The following is an 18,093-nucleotide window of genomic DNA, read 5'->3' as shown; positions in this document are numbered from 1 at the left end:
CCTAACAGTAAAGTGTAATATCCCAGAAGTTGTTTCATTTGCTTCTGTTATATTTATGAATTTATTTGCGCCCTGATTATCTATGTTTAAATTACCAGTCATAGGTGATTCGCTATCACGGCAAAAATAAACTATTCGTAATGCCGTTAGTCACCTAATTACATGTATATAATCTTCTATCAGGCTCTCTACAGTTACTTCCACCATTATTACATTCATTTCCTTTATATCTTGACACTTCTATTTGTTTTAGACGATTAGGATCATTTGGACAAGAACAACCTCCTGTATCTTTATTTGGAATATAACACTTCCCTTCAACAACAATAAACATCCTATTTACACTTCCGCCTCCTTCTTTCCACACACCATTAGTGCAAGATAATATAGAACCATCAACTGCTCGCCCTTGCAAACCATTAGGAGAACATCCATTTCCCGCATAGGCCACTCCATTTAGATGAAGATACTCTCCAACTGTTGCTCTACCACCTGATACAACTCCAGCAGCACCATAAACTTGTCCAACTGCATCAATATTGCCATTAGAGTGTACGTAGTTAGAATTAAGGTTTCCTGATGCCCATACATATCCAGCGTTAACTGTTCCATTAGCATCTATATTCCCGGTTGATTTAACGTATCCGCCATATAATCCTGCTGAAGTCTGAATGTTTTTACCATTATATGCTGTTATAGTATTGGAGTCGGCCATATTCCATCCACCACCATATTTTTGGAAATATAGTCCTCCATCCCCCATTATTCTGAACAAGTTATTAGTATAGGTATCACCTCTAGACGTTATGGTTGTTCCTGATACGGTTTTATTAGAATTTAAATTTCCATTGACTTGACCATTACCCGCTACAATCAAATCAGAGTTTAATGTTGCCACACCGCCAACGTCTAATGTTGTGCCTATCACCGCTGTCCCGCTAGTTCGTAATGCCTCCGTAGTTATGGTTCCTGCTGCCGTTATATTCCTAGTATTATTTATGTCCTGATTACTCATATTTAAATTACCTGTCATAGGTAATGTGCCATCACGTCGCAAATACACTGAGTACATAGAAGAATCGTATCCAACACGATACGCCAGTAGACCAGCTGTAGTAATATTATTAAAAGCTGATGATGTCTCGGTCCATGCGCCCTGTAGACCTGATACTAAAGCTGCTGATTGCGTCATTCCGCTATCAATACCCGCTTCCTGCATAGCTTTACCTAATAAATCATAGCGAAATTTTCCGCTTTCACTCCAAGGTAAAGTTGTTGTGATAAGACCATTGATAACAAAATTGGGAGCAGTCCCTGAACGTTTTAATACTATTTTGTAAGATGACTTTTGCATGTTAATGCCTGTATAACCTACAGGCAGAAACCCTTCATTTACTAATGTTTGATATGTGATTTCGCAGCCGTTAGATGTACATGTTCTTGGTCCCGGATCACTTGACTGACTGCTACTTGAAGAAAGTGTTGATAGTTTGTCATAGTGGATACTGATATAGCGATTTGCCGCCTCTCCTATCTGTTTTATCTGATTACCAACAGTGTTAGCTATCATGTTTTCTTGATTAGTTTTCATGTCCTGAAATTTTACGAAAGCCATCACTGTTCCAATACCCAAAACTAATGTCAATTCCAATAAAGAAAACCCCTTTTTATTTATTTCTTTCATTTTCATCGTCCTTTTTATTTCACGTAATTAACAATTAACAAAAATAAAAGAGAGGTCAAGACCGATGAACATGTAATTCAAAAAAACACTTAACAGCATAATTTAAGAGAAACGATTTTATCCGTTCTCATCCTTTGTATGTTATTCTGCTCATGAATTTCAGCATTCAGGATAAAGTTAATGACCGTTGCTATTAAAACACTTAATAACATCCGAGCCCTTTCCGCTCAGGCAATTAACGGCTATTATCGAAGACAGATGTCAAGAAGAATCACTTGCACAGCATCAAAATGCTGAACGTCAGGCCAAAATTGAAGCGCTACGTGCACAATTACTTGAAGATGGTATTGACCCGTCTGAGCTGCTGGGTAATCCTAAAACTTCACTTCCGGCAGCTGTTCGAGCAAAGCTCTTGAAGACTTCGCAATCTAAACACATTCCATGCCTTCTTTAATCCGGGCATTGTCAATACTCTTATAAAGGAAAGAATATGCCATCACCAAGAGAAGTGAATCCGCATAATTTCAATGTATTAGAAATTATTTATGATTTAAACGGATTCTCCGTTGCATGGGGGATCTGGGAAGATGGGACTAAGCGCCTCGCTATGAGATGGAATGGTGAAGGCGAGGACAAGGGTTACCCAAAAACATTTGGTAATCCTGTATGGTTTATGCTCCCAAATGAGCTTAGCCTACCAATACTTCAATCACTGGATGCATATAACCCTTTACATCGTGGTGTTGCAAAAAGTTAATCGTTCTGGACATCATTTAAAAATGTATGTAATGCGTTATATGACATCAATTTTTAAATTAACTACCGCGCCCTCTGGGGCTTGGTCAACAGCTCCCCAGCCTAAAACAAGTTTTAAGCCGTGGAGCTGTTCGGACGTGAATTGATTTTATGGTCTGAATTTTTTGAGGACTCTTTCGATGTAGATTTTTCCATTTATTTTATACCGTTCGATATCATGTGTATGCAAGGATGGAACCTCTAACAACAAACCAAAGAGTAATTGTTTATCTACCTCACTAATATTACAGTTTAAAACCTTGGCAACCTCTGCACCCAGAATTATTTTTTGTCGTGTATTTTCTTTTTTGTTATCTTTTTTCTCTTTTGCTTTGAGATAATTTAATTTATTTTGTGCTCCTGCGATTTTTTGCTCAAGTGTTTTCTTTATTTCGGCACTGCTTCTATCCCCTTGAAAGGCTTTACCTGTTAGGTATGTATTTTGTATTTTATCATCACTCATTATTTACCCAACTGATTTCTATTATTATAAGGGACATTACTTCTGAACTCATCATCTGAAAGTGCTCGCTTGATTGATTTAATCCGAGATCGGAACTGCTGTTTTTCCTGTTTCTTTTTAAACTCAACTCTCACTTTTGTGATTATCTTTTCTGCTTCACTATACGCTTTTTCCAGATCGGTATAGATACCATTATCAAGTAATCGTTTTGCTTCAAGATCAATGGCTTCATCATTATTTTTATACATAAAACCTCCCTTCTTTTATTTCCTGATTATGTACTAACACAGTTTATATATAAATCAATAAGTAAGTTTTAATATTTTATCTGACAACCAAAATACTTATAAAGCCAATGTTAATAGTCCATAATGCAGTATTGACACAGATCAGTATTATTTCTGACTCACACAACTCACCTATATTCATATTCACCCCGTTCATTTTATGCTCTTATATTCTCTTATAGTAAATAATTGGTTTTGGCAAATGAATATCGCGGCAAAATAATTAATGCATCTTTCACATCCCATGCGACTAGATGCATATATGAGGGATGACAGATCAAAGAAGGTCGATAATTTTCTTCACATATGGAGGAATAGCTGTTTCCAAATTTATATCATATTCAATCACAGTGTTTGTGCTTGTTGAAACTTTTACTTCCCATATGATTTTTTTAGATAATTTATTATCATTCCAAAAAACTGATGAATAACTAGTATCCTTCTGCAATGTCTCTAATACATAAAAATACTCATTCTTTCTGATTTTAGTTTTTGGATATTTACTAACACTAACAAGGAGGACATATGGAATGTAATCCATAGGCATATCCTTCAACGCCCATACATTAATGTCATTAGCACTTTTAACAGAGAGTTCGAGATCTTTCCATGTAAAACATAAATTTGGAAATTCTTTTTTTATCTTATAATATACCTCGTATAAATTATTTTTCAGCCACTCTTTTCTTAACGGAATAAGAGTAGCATCTCTTGGTATGTTCTTTAAATGTTCATATGGTTTGTGATGTGAAGTGATTAATGGACATGATGAATTTGGATAGTGCGAAAAATGAGCCTTCTTTTGTGACTCAAGGCCCTTAACAAATACACTCTCATGACAAATTTTACAACAACCATCAGCTTTATGATGGCGTACAACCCAATCATTTATATGAATATTGTGTTTCAATTGATCGTTTGGATCATAAGCGTATAACATAAACACACTCCTTTTTCTCAAAGGAGAAGATAATAGCTTATCCATAATAAAAAACAAACCATAAGATAATTTTTATTTCAGATATATACATAATCGTTTAATAAGTCATAGAAATCTTCATCGTCATATAAGTTATCTGATATATAAATAACTATTTTCCCGAATTCATTTTCTCTATGTCCATCATGATACCTCGTATTAAAATAATTTATTTATTCTCCTTTTTAAATATACTGATTAACTTATTTATGCAAGTTGGATGACGTATATTTAATTAGCGCCACTTAAACTAGTCATACTAACTTCATTAGGCATTGCTTACATAACCACTATAAAAATCAGCAACACCACATGATAGTAATCACCAACAAGTTTATCTAATACTCTCCACGTTACTTATTTTTGTTTATTAATGTTTTTCATTTAACCTTTAGATTCTCAACTCTAACGGAATAAATTAACACTCTTTTTGTCCTTCGGACGCCATCTAAACCCCATTTATGTAATATCGTGGAATACTTCGCCCGTCCATCCTATTCGCGCCGCTCAATTCGGCGGTTTGTTTTACAGCCATTCATATATTTAGTATTAATTAATAAAGGCAAACCTTGTACATTGCCGTTATTTTTGAGCCATTTATGGCGATAAAAAATAAAGCAATGCCCACTTACGCATTATCGCTTCGCTTTAATGCCGTGGGGTCTACCGACGGTTGCCTGCCGCAGGCTAAAACCGTTTCCTTCGTAAACAAAATCAAGGTCAACGTCAACCCCGGCGTTTTCCTTACGTAAAACGAAAAGCAGCATTTGGCATTGAGGAATATTTGAATGGCGATATACAGTTTTAAAATGGAGAACATCAGCAGAGGCGAAGGTCAGTCTTCGGTTAACTCTGCTGCATATCGTCACCGTAAAGTTTTCTTCGATAACAGAACGGGTGAAGTTTGCGGTCGTAAAACAGCACATAAAAAGGACCTTGCCTTTGCGCAGATTTTTGCACCTGAACATACCCCTCCTGACCTGATTGTTGACAGTGAAACACTCTGGAATGCTGTTGAAGCCTCAGAGAAGAGAAAAGATGCCCGCCTTGCCAAAGAGTTTAAGATTGCCCTCCCCGCTGAGCTAACACCCGAACAGAGTATTGAACTCACTTCTGCTTTTGTTCTTGAGCACTTTACCAAGCAAGGCATCATTGCTGATGTCGTTATTCACGATATCAATGGTCATAACCCACATATCCATATAATGGGAACAACCCGTGAGATTCTTTCTACCGGCTTTGGTAAGAAGGTGCGTGAGTGGGACAAGCCTGAAACCCTTGATAGCTGGCGTAAAGGCTGGCAGAACGTCTGTAATGAGTTCCTTGAGCTGTATGGTCATGATGAACGCGTTGATCACCGTTCTATCAGAGTTCAGTATGAGGAAGCCCTTGAACAGGCTACCGCTGCCGCAACAAATGAAGAGAAAGCTGTCTGGCTGGCTAAAGCTATTGAAACGAACCGCGATCCAATACTTCATATCCCTCGTGATCGCTGGGGAACTGTTGCAGCTCAGGAACAACGTGCTGCAGAGCAGACCATACGTGATGAGCTGAAAAAAGAAGCTGACGAAGCCTACTTCACCTTTAAAGATCTTCCATTGGACATCGTTGTTGATGTTGCCAGCTTTAGGGTTCATGCACTGGCTGAACCAGAAGAAATTGTTATCCCTGAAAACACAGGTAGAGCTTCATCTACAGGCTCGCAGAAACCTGTTCTGGTGGCTCCTGCACCTCATACTCGCACTACACTGAAAACCCCATCCTCTTCAACAGCCAGAGCACTTAAACGCGCCCCTGTTAAAGTTAAGAGGAAGAAAGTTGAACCTCGTCAGAGCGGTGTGTTCAAGCGCTTCACCTTACTGGTAGTAGATTATATAAGAGAGAAATTCGTCTGGGCCAAGAAGAAGCCAGCCCCTATTTCAGTAGATACTGAACACGATAAGCGTATAGCTGAAAACTATGTCTTCGATGAGGTTCAGGGTATCTATGTATCACGCGCTGAGTATGAAAGACGTGCCCGATTTAACAGTGATGAGTACAAGCCAAACGGGGAGGAGATAAGACGTTTCCCAAATCGTCCAGAGAAGGGTAAAACTGATGCTGATGACAGTGTGAGTTTTACGCCATCAATTCCACCAGAATGTACTGGAAAGAGCCGTGTCCCAAAATTGAGGCCACCGGGGTATCGTCATAATCGAGATTATGAGGGATAAATAATCATCTCTATGATATTTGAGTACTTTACGGTACACTTTTTAAGTAAATCGGTGGTAGGTTTTTCTTCTCAGTAAAGAAGCTAAACACTTAGCTAGAATGGATACTTATGCGAAATATAAATTCAATCATGTTGAGACTTGCCAAGAGAGCAGAGAAATTACAACCAGACCATCTTATCAAGTCTTTTGTTGATGTTGGACCCACGTATACCCTGTTGTCTAGCAACGATAATCAAATAATGTTTGGTCGCAGAGGAACTGGGAAAACACATTTCTTGGCTGTTCTTTGTAATAATATACAACAAAAAGGCATTATTTGTGTCCCTATTGATATGAGGATGATTGGTTCTTCTGGAGGGATTTTTTCTGACTCCAATATATTATTAAGTGAAAGAGCGACCAGATTACTTTCTGATACGCTATGTAAGATTCATGAAGTTATATTGGATTATATTTTCGAGAAAGAGATAGATAATGCAACTGAAATAGCACTATTATTGAATGATTTTGTTGAGAAAGCAACATCATTAAGTATTGAAGGGATTACAGAAGAAGAAAAGAGTTCATCAAATCAAAACTTGATGAATTCAACGTTAACCGCAGGGTTAACCAACAAAAGCATATCTGCTAATTTTTCACTTTCAGATGGAACATCATCAAATAATACAGATCGCTTAAAAGTATCAGGAAGAAAAATATTAAGAATTCACTTTGGAGAAATGACAAAATTACTCAGCAATATTATTTCCAAATTACCTGAGAAGGAACTATGGGTTTTAATTGATGAATGGTCTGAAGTTCCACTGGATCTCCAACCTTACCTTGCAGAGCTTCTACGCAGGATTTTGTACCCTATTTCAGGTATTACGGTAAAAATAGCTGCAATTGCACACCGTTGTAACTTTATGATAAATGAGCAAGGAACAGGTGCTCGTATAGGAATTGAACTCGGTTCCGATGCTTCATCCGTTATTAATTTAGATGAATACATGGTATTTGATAATGATCGCGATGCCGCAAAAAATTTCTTCAAAACACTTCTTCATAGACATGCTCAGGCAATAGATAAAAATTCCATATGTGACGCTGAAACAAATTTATTTATAAATGATTTATTTACTCAACCATCAGCATTTGATGAGTATGTTCGTGCTGTTGAAGGTGTTCCACGCGATGCTATAAATATTATTTCTCTTGCCGCTCAATCGGCGCTGGAAAATAAAATATCGATAATTCATATCCGTAAGTCAGCACAGAAATGGTTTCAAGTTAACAAACATGCTGCTCTTAACAGCAAACCAGAAGCTGTTATATTACTTGACAAAATAATCAATGAAGTTATTGGACATAGAAAGTCTCGTGGTTTTTTAATAAGTAATGAAAATAATCACCCACTAATTGATTATCTTTATGACATGAGGGTTATTCACGTTTTAAAACAAGGTGTGTCTGCTCGCAACTCTATAGGGAAAAAGTACACACTCTACACTCTTGATTACGGTTGTTATGTAGAATTGATGTCATCAAGTTCTGCCCCGTTGGGACTAATCATCGAATCCGATGAAAATAACAAGCTAAAATATATTGAGATACCAAAATCAGATTACAGGTCAGTTAAAAATTCAATTTTAGATTTTGAACATGACAACTCTCAATTAAGATTGAATCTGGTTATATCCACTGATCATCTTCAACTACCCATTAACGCTGGCAAAAAAATAAATATAGAGAAACCTATTGACAATAAAATATTAAATTTAATGCCCAAAGATATTGGCATTTTAAAAATAGAAGGGACAATATATATTCCCATTATCATGGTAGCCTTAGTATTAAGGAAAGCCAGAGGATTTGAGAAAAGTCATGCTGTAGAGCTAACAAAAATAATTAATGAATACATTACTATCGATATAAACAGGCCTAAGATTTCTACTACTAACATGTCTAGAGAGCTTAGGAAAGACAATATATTGGACCTCCCATGGTTAGAATTTTATGAGAATGGCAGGAGTCCTCAATTTTCTTTGCGGAACAACTGGAGAAAATATTGGAAGATATATTTTGAAAAATCCGCCCCTGTATTTTAAAAATGATATCAATGACATTTTTCGTGGAAAAAGTCCAAAATTTTAGTGACTACATTGTAATCAGGTTCCCATTCTCATAACTCTTATAGCCGCTACACATACAGGAAACCATACCTTGATAAATCAAAGGTATGGTTTCCTGTATTAAGACTGATTACATCCTTCGCCTGAACACAACATTATCAGAGAAAATTGACTTACCAGCGACAAACCCAACAGCCGCAATGATCGACAGGCTGATAGTAGCTCCCTCGATGCCTGTCGAAATTCCGATCAAGATAGACAGGCCAGAGGTAAGCAATATAACCACGAAAGCATACCACTGCGGATAAGCTCCATATAAAACAGTCGCCATGCAGCCGGTGCAGACATGCACACCGCGCTGGCTCTCTTTAAGGCAAAATGGACACTGGATTGTATTGTTTTCCATGATTGCCCCCTTAGATCGCTTTCCAGCCATTGCTGGTTTTAACAAGATTAATCATGCTCTCTTCAGGTTCATTCATACCCTTGACGCTGGAGAACGCTTTTTTGTCCACCCATAAAGGAACATCTGCCAACTTCCATGTATAGGACACGCGAACAACTTTCTGATTACCGTTTCCCGTTTCGGTCCATTCCTTTATCTCAGCAACAGCATGATGACCTACACAAGCACCTTTCTCACGATCCCAAAACTCAACCTCTTGGCCTTTGTCTGTTACTTCCAGAACATCAACACTGCCAAAGCCATTAGGTTGCTGCGAAACAGTAAGCAGCCCTTGTTCAGCAAGTCCTTTCAGGATTTCATCACTGGAACTGTATCCGGCAGAACGATAGCCGTGATTGACCCGGATGGGGAAGCCCTTATTGAACACAATGTCATTGTCCTGCAAGGAGTAGCACAGCTTTGATTGCGATATTTTCGCGTTGATCGCTTTCTCAAAGTCGCCTTTTTCACCGCAGCCAGATAAAAGAGCAGCAATACCTGCAGCGAGTAAAATTTTACGCATAAATGTTATCCCAGATTTATTTGTTGATAGTTCCGCTTCTCAGAACAACCAGACGAACTGGCATATCTGCGTTGTTGACGGTAGCGAACCCACGGACTTCGAAATTGTTTACCGTTCCGGTGACGCTGACTTTCTGGCCTTTCTTGTAAGTAAGAACGGCATCATCAATACCAGAGTAGTAGTCCAGCCAGACCATCCCGCCGCAGTAGCTCGTATCAGAGGTTTTAAATAAAAGGTAATAGTTAGGGGCTGATTTGGGCATTCCCGTCATCATATCGCTGGCACTTCTGCCCTTCGTAACTTCCAGAACAGTGGCATTGGTGATAGCGATCCTTTTGCCAGTCCATTTCTTTTCTGCTGCCATTGCATTTTCTTCATAGTCTTTACAAACAGCACCAAGACCAGAAACAGATGATACCGGGCCAAGACTTTGAGGGGTGGCAGTTCCCCCCAGCGCTTTACCTACTGAAGACAACGACGAGCTGATTGCTCCATTAACCTTATTCACACCTTCGTTGAGCTGTTGGCATCCTGTCAGTGCGGCAGCAGACAGAACCAGTGGCATCACTATCCGTAATTTCATATCTATCCCCAATGTGTGGAAACTTTATGTCAAAGACAGCCCTACCCATAGGTTGGTCTCTCTGGGCTGTAAAGAAGCATTAATCAATTGATAGGATTCAATTTATTTTTCTGTTCGTCATATCGTTTGTATCGATCGAATTCAAATCATTTGATAGATTAAAACTATCGTATATTTATAATCGATCGATATAGGCAATTGATACACCGATCAATTGACGCTTATTTGATAGTTAAAATCTATCAAATATAATTTATTGATCTTTTATACCGATAAATAAGTGGTGTAATGTGCACGAAGAGCCATGTCAGTAGCTGTTTGCACATGGATGGAGATAGAAAGGTATAGGTCGGAACAGGTGACACCCTGTCGACCATTACGCAGACAGGGATTGTTAGATCTCAGGTAACGTAGCTATCTTCAGATATAGTGTTGTAAAAACCTGTATGCAACGCATGTTTTAATATGCTGTTTCATATGGAATGGAAGCTACCATTCAGATTTTTCAATCATCTTCCAAAGCACTCACACCGCTTGCCGGGAAATTGGTTTTCATATTATTCGATATCTTCGGAACTAAGGACTCTATTGTTTCTTCGCTAACTTGGCTCAGTTCAGAAATCAATCTTCTGTATGTATTAATCATTCGTTCCTGATCACACTCATTTGCTGATTCGGATAAGAAGAAATAGTCATAATCTTTGACATGGATATTATCACCATTTTGCAAAGTGAGTTTTATTCCTTGTTCATTTTCTTCAACATCTTTAACAATACAAGTCATAAATGGTATTTTTTTATTTGTATGAAAGAGCGTAATAATCTTAATGTTGTTCATCCTTTATTTTCCTTCTTTTTTATTATTTAATACCATTTTAAATTGGTAAAAATCAAATTTAACTATTGTTAATAAACTATTTACCTGTTTTTTATTATTCTTTTGAAATGATATTGATCTTATGAGCTAAAGCTCATGTGCTGACGCACGGCTACGCCCTGACGCTGTAAAATATATTTAACGATTTGACAATGGTATTTGCTATGTTTGAGGGAAAACCTAAAATGATCAATTTTTGTTCTTTTAATCATAATAAGATATATATGATCCTATATTTCATAACAGTATTAGCACTAAAACATATAGCATTTGCTCTTAAACGCATAGGAAATCTATATTCATAGAAGCAGCACTTAGTGATTGTTCAAGACAATCACATTGCTGAAACAGGGTTCATCCCTGTTAATGATGGATTTATCCATAATGAATTACGGCGACAGCCGCCAATAAAATAAAGGTAAAACAATTGCAGTATTCCTGAAACATCAGCAGCGCTGCGTGATTGTACGAAACAATCACTTCGCTGAAAATACATCCCAAGAAAACCACATGTTTTTACGTAAAACTCTCTGCACATAAGATAAAAGGAAAACTAGACTCTCTTAACTTCTTACTAATTATTTAATTATAAGCACTGTCCCAGCCCAATAAAACCAAGGCTTCACACCTTTTTTTCCTATGTTTAAACATAGCGGATACCTATGTTTAAACATAGAACCGCCCTATGTTTAAACATAGCGAAATCTATGTTTAAACATAGTTTTTTTAACATATAACAACATCATAATAATAAAAGTTCTATTTTATTTATAGTTTAACTATTGACTTTCATTTTTCTGCATAGTATTAAAATAGGCATAATAAAAACTATAAGAGAGAATAATATGAATACTAATGACACTGAACTACTCCGCTTATTTGAAACATTAACCACTGAGCAAAAGATTGATATCGCAAAACACTTGCTGCAGAACAAAGATATAAAATCAACGACAGTCATTGCAACAGAAGAAGATAAAGCGATCTCATTTGCACAGCCTTATGTTTTTGCTTTTACTTCCAACTTTCGTGTTTTTTCTGATCTGGATATATCTAAGAATGAATTCCGCGTGTTGACTTATATCTTAGAACACATGGAGTTTGGAAACCTAATCAACCTCTCACAGTCATCACTCTGTAAAGCGTTGAATATCGCATCCGGTAATATGTCAAACATATTCAAAAAGCTGAAACAAAAAGGTATTCTTGTTGAACATCATGGACACCTGTATATCAACTCGAATATTTTTGCCAAGGGTATGAGTCATCAACTTGATGAGAAACGTAAAGAGCATTTGAGTAATGCTAAAAGCCTCCATGCTGATATTGAACAATATCCAGAGTATTATGCAGATCTTTCACAGAAAGAAAGACGAAACTTATCTTTGGAAACTGAAAATAAAGAGATCTACACAGATGCTTTTGTTTTTAGTAAAAAGAAAAAGAATAATGCTGTTCCTAATGCTAAAAACAGTATCCAGATCGATAAACCAAGAAAAATATATAAAAGAACAAAAGAAAATGAGGAAGCAAGAAAAGACGTGGCTGATATTGATAACTATTTAAAAGCTGCATCCTAAAACAGGACAATAATAAGTAATAAACATCCTTAATACTTTTATACTATGAAAGCAGAAATAAAATATTTACCCCCTCATTAATTTGACACCTTCTCTATATACCTTAACATATAAATATATCCACTATTTATTAACGAGGTATATATGAGAAAAGTACAATTAGACAACAGTGATTTATTAGCATATTTTAATACAGTTGAAGAACTCAAAAATCATCCATAAAAATACCATTCTCACCACGTACAGTATACCCCGTATCCTCCATTGCAGCGTTTAATTCGTCCAGTGCATTCAAATCAACGACCTCTAACAATATGTCGATGACGGGTTTTGCTGCCAATCCCGGTACCGCCGTACTGCCCACATGGTGAATCCGTGAAATAACCTGACCAAGCGTTATCTTTAATAGCACGCTTTCAGCTTCAAATAAACAGGGCTACAGTTCATCATAAGGAACAATCGTTAATTGCCGCATATTTATACATTCTCCTTTCCCTGCTATCTTACAGTTATCGCGTTATATCAATTATTTATACAGCCCGAATAATTTTTTAAATGCCAGCTTACCACTGTTGGTAATAGTTACTTCTCTAAACCCCGGTATTCTGGTTAACCATCCTTTTTGTTCACAATGCGCAAAAAAGACAGCACCGGCCTCACCACCAAGATGAAATCGCCGTTCACTCCAGTCAAGGCAGCCACAGCACGTTTTACGTCGTGTCTTTGGCTTGGACATGATACCTAATTCCCGGAACTGTTCTTGTCCTGATGGCGTCATTGACGAGCCATCTGACGTAACCCAACCTTCAGCAACCATGAAATCATAGATATGCACTGCGATCTCACCAGCTAAATGGTCATAACATGTCCGGGAAACACGTAATGAGGAAGGTGTGCTGATTTTAGCTGATGACGTTGAGCGCCATGATACGCCCATCAGATTTTCAATCAGCCCGGCAATGTCTGTTCCAGCCAGACGGTAATAACGATGACGTCCCTGCGAAAGGCAGGTAATCAGCCCCTCGCCAACCAACCGGGAAAGATGTGCACTGGCAGTTGACGCCGCGATATCAGCGACCGCCCCTAACTCTGTCGCTGTCCATGCTCGTCCATCCATCAAGGCGCAAAGCATTTTTATACGGGACGGATCGGACATGGCAGCAGCTAAGGCCGCCATTGAATGTTCCAGAGCATCACTGCTGTCTGTTGAATTGGCGTGTTTTAACATTTTACTCAGGCACAACAGCCCATTTCTCGGTTGCTTTGCTGGCAACCATATCATTATCAGTCACAAGGATCAGGTGGTTTGCATGGTCGCTATATTGGCACAGGATGTTAATTCCCTTCTCAGCCAGCGCTGCTGCTATCTCTCCTAACTCGCCGGGTCGCTCTTGCTTAAGTTTGCGGATCAGTGGCCTGCATACACTTTCAACCTGAAATCCTGCTTTTTCAAGCACAACTTTAGCCTCATCCCCCTTCTCAACAAGAAAATGTGCATGTGCTTTGTCTCCGACAGTAAATACGCCACCACCTTCAAGGCCAATACCATTTTGACCCAATACTGTCCCCAGTGCCGCCAGTTCGCCCGGCGCATTATTTAAAACAACATGGATGTCATACATCGGCCTGACCTCTTGTTTCTGATGAATAGTCTCTGAGCACATGGGCAATACGGATGCGATAAAAAGAGAAGATAGATTGACGCCCTTCAGCCTGAGCCGCCTTATGCAAAACGTTTTGTTTCCATAGCAATACTGCTTCTTCATCCCGCCACCAAGACAATGACAGTATGTTTCCCGCTGTTGTCAGACTTTGGAAACGCTCGATAGAAATAAAACCATCAATATCGGCTAATAGCGGTTTCAATTCAGCAGCGAGCTGGAGATAACGCTCTTGTTGTATGGGAATAACATCTGCTTCAAAAAGCACTGCGATCACATTCCTACCCTCTATGTATTAGACACGGGTATGATTGTACCGTTTTCAGCGCTGAACACTTCGATGGAGGGCGAAATATGGATGTCGTCGATAACACCTGTGGCAGTGATAAAGATCCTCCGGCGATACACGGTCACGCACCATTTTCTCAAGCAACTGTTGTAATCTCTTAGCCCTCAAATTTTGTGCTTTCTTCTCACCAATCTCCTGATAGTATTCTTCCCGACGCTCCGCAACAACTTTGCGGAACTTCTTCAAAAGCTGTTCCAGTGTTTTGATGTCGGTAGTAGCAGCTTCAGCTTGGATTTTTTTATACATATACATAACATGGAATTCATCAATCATATTGGTTATCTCCGTTTCATTACAGGATTATTTCCCTCTGCACGAGGGAATATTGCCATTTTCAATACTGATTCACAGTCATTTTTAACTTCCAGTAAATATGCTCATCTGCATCATCCGGTTTTATGTTTTTCAATACAAGCTCAATGACATGCTCTTTATGCCAGTATAAAATCGTTTCCTTTAACTCATCTATATTGATCTCAGATACATCTTTGCCTCGTCCTCTTTTAACATAATCTTCAACTTCACAGGTAATCAAAACATCATAAAGTATCTCTGATAACATTTCCCCTGTTAAAATATTCATGGCTGTTTCAGGCTGTTTTTCAGAGATGCTATAAATCGTTTCGCAATATCCCTGTAATACATTTGAGATAAGATTCACTACCATTTTATTACTTTCATTTAAAATAATCTCTTTCATACTGATTCCTTTTATTAAGTTAAATATTAGATAAATATCGAGAAGGTATTAATACTATTTATTAGATACTATCTTGATGATTACAGAACCATATTCCAGATCCATCTCATCATACAGTGTCTCATTTACATAACGATTTAAATCATCTAACAAGGTCTTATCATTCATGATTTCTTCGACAGAGCTACCTCTTAATGCGATAAATATATCCAAGCTTTCTTGGATAAGACTCATCACTTCAGGTTTTTTTTCACATAACATACTTACGATTACTGTCATATCATTCTTCATCTGTTTTTCCTTTTGTTTATAGTTGGCCCCTTCCGGGGCAAGATTAGTTCTTACTTTCTAAAGTTTTCTGAATACCCTACCAGCAGAGCTGCGACTTGTTCAAAGTTAACCTCATGAATATCACCGCAGTTTCCTTCTTGTGTGGTAAATCTCTCAAAGTTATTCTGAATATGGTCAATCACATAAATAATAAATGGACTCATAAAATCCGGATCATCCAGATAGTCATTGGCATCTCCATCACCATTCACTTCCATGAACAGATTCCAGCTTGCTGTAAACGATCTACAAGCAAGATCATAAAACAGTTCTGTTGATTTATTTTCAATAACAGTTTCTTTAGACATACTTATACCCTCATAATTAAATGCTTATTTTATTCATTTCGTTTTATATTAGCCCCTTGCGGGGCCGAATAGATGACGACAGCGATTATGTATGTAAAATATAGTGACTCATCACATGATGTATCTGCCTCAGGTTGACAAGCACTTCATCAAAATATACTTTTTTAATCGATGCTTTATATTTATATTTTTTCAAGAACTCATTAAAATCTTTCTTACCGTTCTCTATTATTGATTTTAAAACACCTTCCATATAACCATCGTCTTCAAGGTTATGATAGAATCTTTCCCCCATATACTCATGCATACATCGTAAATAGTAGTCATAGTCTTCGCCACTTTTCAGAACAAAGTATTTCGTATCATCATTACTAACATTTATTTCTATTTTTTGAACTTTCATTTTCGCTTCCTATTTTATGTTATTTATTATTTCTGCGTGAATCGGAAATAGTATTTTCAATCCATGCATCAATCTCACTGTCCACAAAGGCTACAGATCTTGCCCCTATGATTACCTTATCCGGGAATCGTCCTTCCTTGATAAGCTCATACATTGTGGTTCGACTAAATCCGACTCTTCTCAGAACTTCTGGAACACGGATTAATCTTTTACCTGCGATTTCATTTCTCATTTGTTTTTTCCTCTGTTGTTTCAACGAGGACAATAATAGCGAATTCGCTTATGGCGTTTTAGGGATGTTGGCAAAAGAGTTTTTCAAAAAAAATGGGGGTATGTGAACAGAAAAAAAATGGTTGAGGATGGATGTGATCACGTTCGCTCACGGCGAACGTAACCCTTTTTTACTTGTCTTCTTTCGTCTTCTTCTCGTCTTTGACGTGATCTACAATCTTTGTGTCTTTTAAGACATTGTTTTCCATCATGTAATCTTCAAACGATTTCAGATAGTTCTCGTCTGTCAGCAACGCCATTGCCAGCGGATAGTCAGTCACCTTAAGCATTCCCTCATCCCTATCCTTCTCGCTGTTCTCATGCAGAAGCGATGACATCAGTGAAAGTGAGATTTTGGTGTCATTATTATCTGCTCCCCAAAAAATGAGATCCATCATCGGGATGAGTCGATAGTCGATGATTTTTCTCAACGTGCTTTTGCCAAAACGATACTTCCGAACACCCGGATCGTTCATTTTTAGCTGTTTTTTCCATTGGGGTATGAGCACCTTCAGGTGTTCGATGATGTCTTCGGTTGAAGCCTCTTGCAGGAAGATATCGACGGTAATTGAGGACAGACTTTTGATCCCAGATTCCTTCAGATACTCCGACATGTATTCAGACTGACTTATCTGGGATGTTTCAGGATGTGTTCCAATCAGTGTTAAACTTTTCGCATATAATTGTGCGTTGCTCCGGGTTACGGGGACCACTGCATAGGTTCTGGCAAGCCCATGTCCCTGCGTGGATGTGTCGCCGCTAAACAAAATTTCTCCTCTTAGGATCTTATAGCGGTAATCATCCAATAAGAATCTGTTCAAAGGCGGTAACGTATCCCTTCTCAGCAACATCTTGTAGGCCAAGATACGCCGCTCAACCTCAACATAAAATTGCTGTAGGGTGAGTTTCTTTATCGCTTCATATCGTTCAACGTCAAACCATTCTTCCAATACTTTCCTGAGTTCGCTTCGTTTCATTGCTGTGCTGTCCATTTTACCATTTTTAGTTGTTTTAACTGACAGAACAATAGGTTGTCCAGTAATGGCGTAGTTCAGCTGAGCTTATTGCTGGTAGGTTCTTAAGATTGGTGTGAAATCATCCATCGATTACTAAATTTCCAGAGGCTTCCTGCTCTCGGATTACTGCTTTTAAAGGATTTAGTTGTATAGGAAGGGATGAAGACTGGATAAGTTTTTTGATGAAAAACAGGGATTTTAGATACAAAAAAAGCCCGTTTACACGGGCTTTTAATGCAATACTTTATGCAGTACAAAATCAGAACTAACAACTAAGCTATTGATTTTGTTAAGAAATTGGCGGAAGCGTAGAGATTCGAACTCTAGAACCCTTTCGGGTCGCCGGTTTTCAAGACCGGTGCCTTCAACCGCTCGGCCACGCTTCCAATGAGGCGCACTATAAACATCCCGAACGGACCTGTAAAGCACCAATGTGTTCGTTTGCCTGAAAAACAGTCAAAATGTTGTTAATCGACTGAAATAACAACAGATTGAACGTTTATTCAGCACAAA

23 protein-coding genes, 1 tRNA gene and 2 pseudogenes are annotated in these 18,093 nt (G+C 38.0%); 6 read left to right on the top strand and 20 right to left on the bottom strand.

The genetic code is table 11. The annotated features are described in order from the left end of the window. Positions 1 to 154: 154 nt before the first annotated feature. Positions 155 to 1,690 (bottom strand): shufflon system plasmid conjugative transfer pilus tip adhesin PilV, encoded by a 1,536-nt coding sequence (pilV, locus tag M2374_RS02215; RefSeq protein WP_404979165.1) that lies wholly within the window; start codon positions 1,688 to 1,690, stop codon positions 155 to 157. A gap of 174 nt (positions 1,691 to 1,864) precedes the next feature. Here pilV and M2374_RS02210 point away from each other — a divergent pair. After that, positions 1,865 to 2,090: pseudogene (locus tag M2374_RS02210) on the top strand (DNA-binding protein); the annotation flags it as partial. An 84-nt stretch (positions 2,091 to 2,174) separates the two neighbouring features. Then, complete coding sequence (locus tag M2374_RS02205) at positions 2,175 to 2,441, top strand: hypothetical protein (protein ID WP_137362107.1); 267 nt, start codon at positions 2,175 to 2,177, stop codon at positions 2,439 to 2,441. 147 nt (positions 2,442 to 2,588) lie between these two features. Here the strand turns inward: M2374_RS02205 and M2374_RS02200 are convergent, their stop codons facing one another. From M2374_RS02200 to M2374_RS02190, 3 genes are all read right to left on the bottom strand, one after another. After that, entirely contained in the window at positions 2,589 to 2,942 is a 354-nt protein-coding gene (locus tag M2374_RS02200) for a conjugal transfer protein TraD (protein WP_137362106.1), read from the bottom strand. After that, a complete protein-coding gene (locus tag M2374_RS02195; RefSeq protein WP_259153681.1) occupies positions 2,942 to 3,190 on the bottom strand; it encodes a hypothetical protein in 249 nt (82 codons plus the stop codon). The genes M2374_RS02200 and M2374_RS02195 overlap by 1 nt, the downstream gene beginning before the upstream one ends. Before the next feature lie 316 nt (positions 3,191 to 3,506). Then, complete coding sequence (locus tag M2374_RS02190; RefSeq protein ID WP_137362104.1) at positions 3,507 to 4,169, bottom strand: hypothetical protein; 663 nt, start codon at positions 4,167 to 4,169, stop codon at positions 3,507 to 3,509. Positions 4,170 to 4,996: 827 nt separating this feature from the next. On the opposite strand from M2374_RS02190, the gene mobQ reads away from it, so the two are divergent. Further along, entirely contained in the window at positions 4,997 to 6,421 is a 1,425-nt protein-coding gene (gene mobQ, locus M2374_RS02185) for a MobQ family relaxase (RefSeq protein WP_259153672.1), read from the top strand. Between the two features lie 110 nt (positions 6,422 to 6,531). Beyond that, positions 6,532 to 8,511 (top strand): hypothetical protein, encoded by a 1,980-nt coding sequence (locus tag M2374_RS02180; protein ID WP_259153670.1) that lies wholly within the window; start codon positions 6,532 to 6,534, stop codon positions 8,509 to 8,511. A gap of 154 nt (positions 8,512 to 8,665) precedes the next feature. On the opposite strand, the gene M2374_RS02175 is transcribed toward M2374_RS02180, so the two are convergent. The 4 genes from M2374_RS02175 to M2374_RS02160 form a co-directional block, all read right to left on the bottom strand. Further along, positions 8,666 to 8,941 (bottom strand): hypothetical protein, encoded by a 276-nt coding sequence (locus tag M2374_RS02175; protein ID WP_259153667.1) that lies wholly within the window; start codon positions 8,939 to 8,941, stop codon positions 8,666 to 8,668. 10 nt (positions 8,942 to 8,951) lie between these two features. Then, the gene (locus tag M2374_RS02170; RefSeq protein ID WP_259153666.1) at positions 8,952 to 9,503 is read right to left on the bottom strand and encodes a lipoprotein; all 552 of its coding nucleotides are present in this window, start codon (positions 9,501 to 9,503) and stop codon (positions 8,952 to 8,954) included. 16 nt (positions 9,504 to 9,519) lie between these two features. After that, complete coding sequence (locus tag M2374_RS02165) at positions 9,520 to 10,086, bottom strand: hypothetical protein (RefSeq protein ID WP_137362403.1); 567 nt, start codon at positions 10,084 to 10,086, stop codon at positions 9,520 to 9,522. Positions 10,087 to 10,591: 505 nt separating this feature from the next. Continuing rightward, positions 10,592 to 10,924, bottom strand: coding sequence for a hypothetical protein (locus M2374_RS02160; RefSeq protein WP_004199736.1), 333 nt, complete (start codon positions 10,922 to 10,924; stop codon positions 10,592 to 10,594). An 884-nt stretch (positions 10,925 to 11,808) separates the two neighbouring features. Between M2374_RS02160 and M2374_RS02155 the strand changes: the two genes are divergently transcribed. Both M2374_RS02155 and M2374_RS22305 read left to right on the top strand, forming a co-directional pair. Next, positions 11,809 to 12,543, top strand: coding sequence for a DNA-binding protein (locus M2374_RS02155; protein ID WP_137362402.1), 735 nt, complete (start codon positions 11,809 to 11,811; stop codon positions 12,541 to 12,543). Positions 12,544 to 12,687: 144 nt separating this feature from the next. Then, positions 12,688 to 12,765, top strand: a complete 78-nt coding sequence (locus M2374_RS22305) for a DUF4756 family protein (RefSeq protein ID WP_371414756.1) — start codon at positions 12,688 to 12,690, stop codon at positions 12,763 to 12,765. 1 nt (position 12,766) lies between these two features. Here the strand turns inward: M2374_RS22305 and M2374_RS02150 are convergent. From M2374_RS02150 to M2374_RS02095, 12 genes and pseudogenes are all read right to left on the bottom strand, one after another. Next, positions 12,767 to 13,018, bottom strand: a pseudogene (locus M2374_RS02150) (GrpB family protein); the annotation flags it as partial. A 51-nt stretch (positions 13,019 to 13,069) separates the two neighbouring features. After that, positions 13,070 to 13,771: a helix-turn-helix transcriptional regulator gene (locus M2374_RS02145; protein WP_137362401.1), complete on the bottom strand. Its 702-nt coding sequence runs from the start codon at positions 13,769 to 13,771 to the stop codon at positions 13,070 to 13,072. A 1-nt stretch (position 13,772) separates the two neighbouring features. Next, a complete protein-coding gene (locus tag M2374_RS02140; protein WP_137362400.1) occupies positions 13,773 to 14,165 on the bottom strand; it encodes an amino acid-binding protein in 393 nt (130 codons plus the stop codon). Next, a complete protein-coding gene (locus M2374_RS02135; protein WP_137362399.1) occupies positions 14,158 to 14,481 on the bottom strand; it encodes an antibiotic biosynthesis monooxygenase in 324 nt (107 codons plus the stop codon). The genes M2374_RS02140 and M2374_RS02135 overlap by 8 nt, the downstream gene beginning before the upstream one ends. Before the next feature lie 45 nt (positions 14,482 to 14,526). Beyond that, a complete protein-coding gene (locus M2374_RS02130) occupies positions 14,527 to 14,826 on the bottom strand; it encodes a DNA-binding protein (RefSeq protein WP_249354880.1) in 300 nt (99 codons plus the stop codon). Between the two features lie 61 nt (positions 14,827 to 14,887). After that, positions 14,888 to 15,253, bottom strand: a complete 366-nt coding sequence (locus M2374_RS02125; protein WP_137362398.1) for a hypothetical protein — start codon at positions 15,251 to 15,253, stop codon at positions 14,888 to 14,890. A 54-nt stretch (positions 15,254 to 15,307) separates the two neighbouring features. Then, positions 15,308 to 15,544 carry a hypothetical protein gene (locus tag M2374_RS02120; RefSeq protein WP_137362397.1) on the bottom strand — a complete coding sequence of 79 codons (237 nt, stop codon included), beginning with the start codon at positions 15,542 to 15,544 and terminating at the stop codon, positions 15,308 to 15,310. A gap of 50 nt (positions 15,545 to 15,594) precedes the next feature. Further along, entirely contained in the window at positions 15,595 to 15,891 is a 297-nt protein-coding gene (locus M2374_RS02115) for a hypothetical protein (protein ID WP_137362396.1), read from the bottom strand. 85 nt (positions 15,892 to 15,976) lie between these two features. Further along, on the bottom strand, positions 15,977 to 16,294 hold the full coding sequence (locus M2374_RS02110; protein WP_137362395.1) for a hypothetical protein: 318 nt from the start codon (positions 16,292 to 16,294) through the stop codon (positions 15,977 to 15,979). Between the two features lie 19 nt (positions 16,295 to 16,313). Continuing rightward, the gene (locus M2374_RS02105; protein WP_137362394.1) at positions 16,314 to 16,526 is read right to left on the bottom strand and encodes an AlpA family transcriptional regulator; all 213 of its coding nucleotides are present in this window, start codon (positions 16,524 to 16,526) and stop codon (positions 16,314 to 16,316) included. 169 nt (positions 16,527 to 16,695) lie between these two features. Next, positions 16,696 to 17,541 carry a DUF6387 family protein gene (locus M2374_RS02100; RefSeq protein ID WP_137362393.1) on the bottom strand — a complete coding sequence of 282 codons (846 nt, stop codon included), beginning with the start codon at positions 17,539 to 17,541 and terminating at the stop codon, positions 16,696 to 16,698. Between the two features lie 337 nt (positions 17,542 to 17,878). Continuing rightward, positions 17,879 to 17,966, bottom strand: a tRNA-Ser gene (locus M2374_RS02095). Positions 17,967 to 18,093 lie beyond the last annotated feature (127 nt).

This window comes from Citrobacter sp. JUb117, from assembly GCF_024809055.1.
Taxonomy (GTDB): Bacteria; Pseudomonadota; Gammaproteobacteria; order Enterobacterales; family Enterobacteriaceae; genus Citrobacter; species Citrobacter gillenii.
The sequence above is the reverse complement of the archived record's forward strand: the minus strand, read 5'-3'. Positions and strand labels throughout refer to the sequence as shown.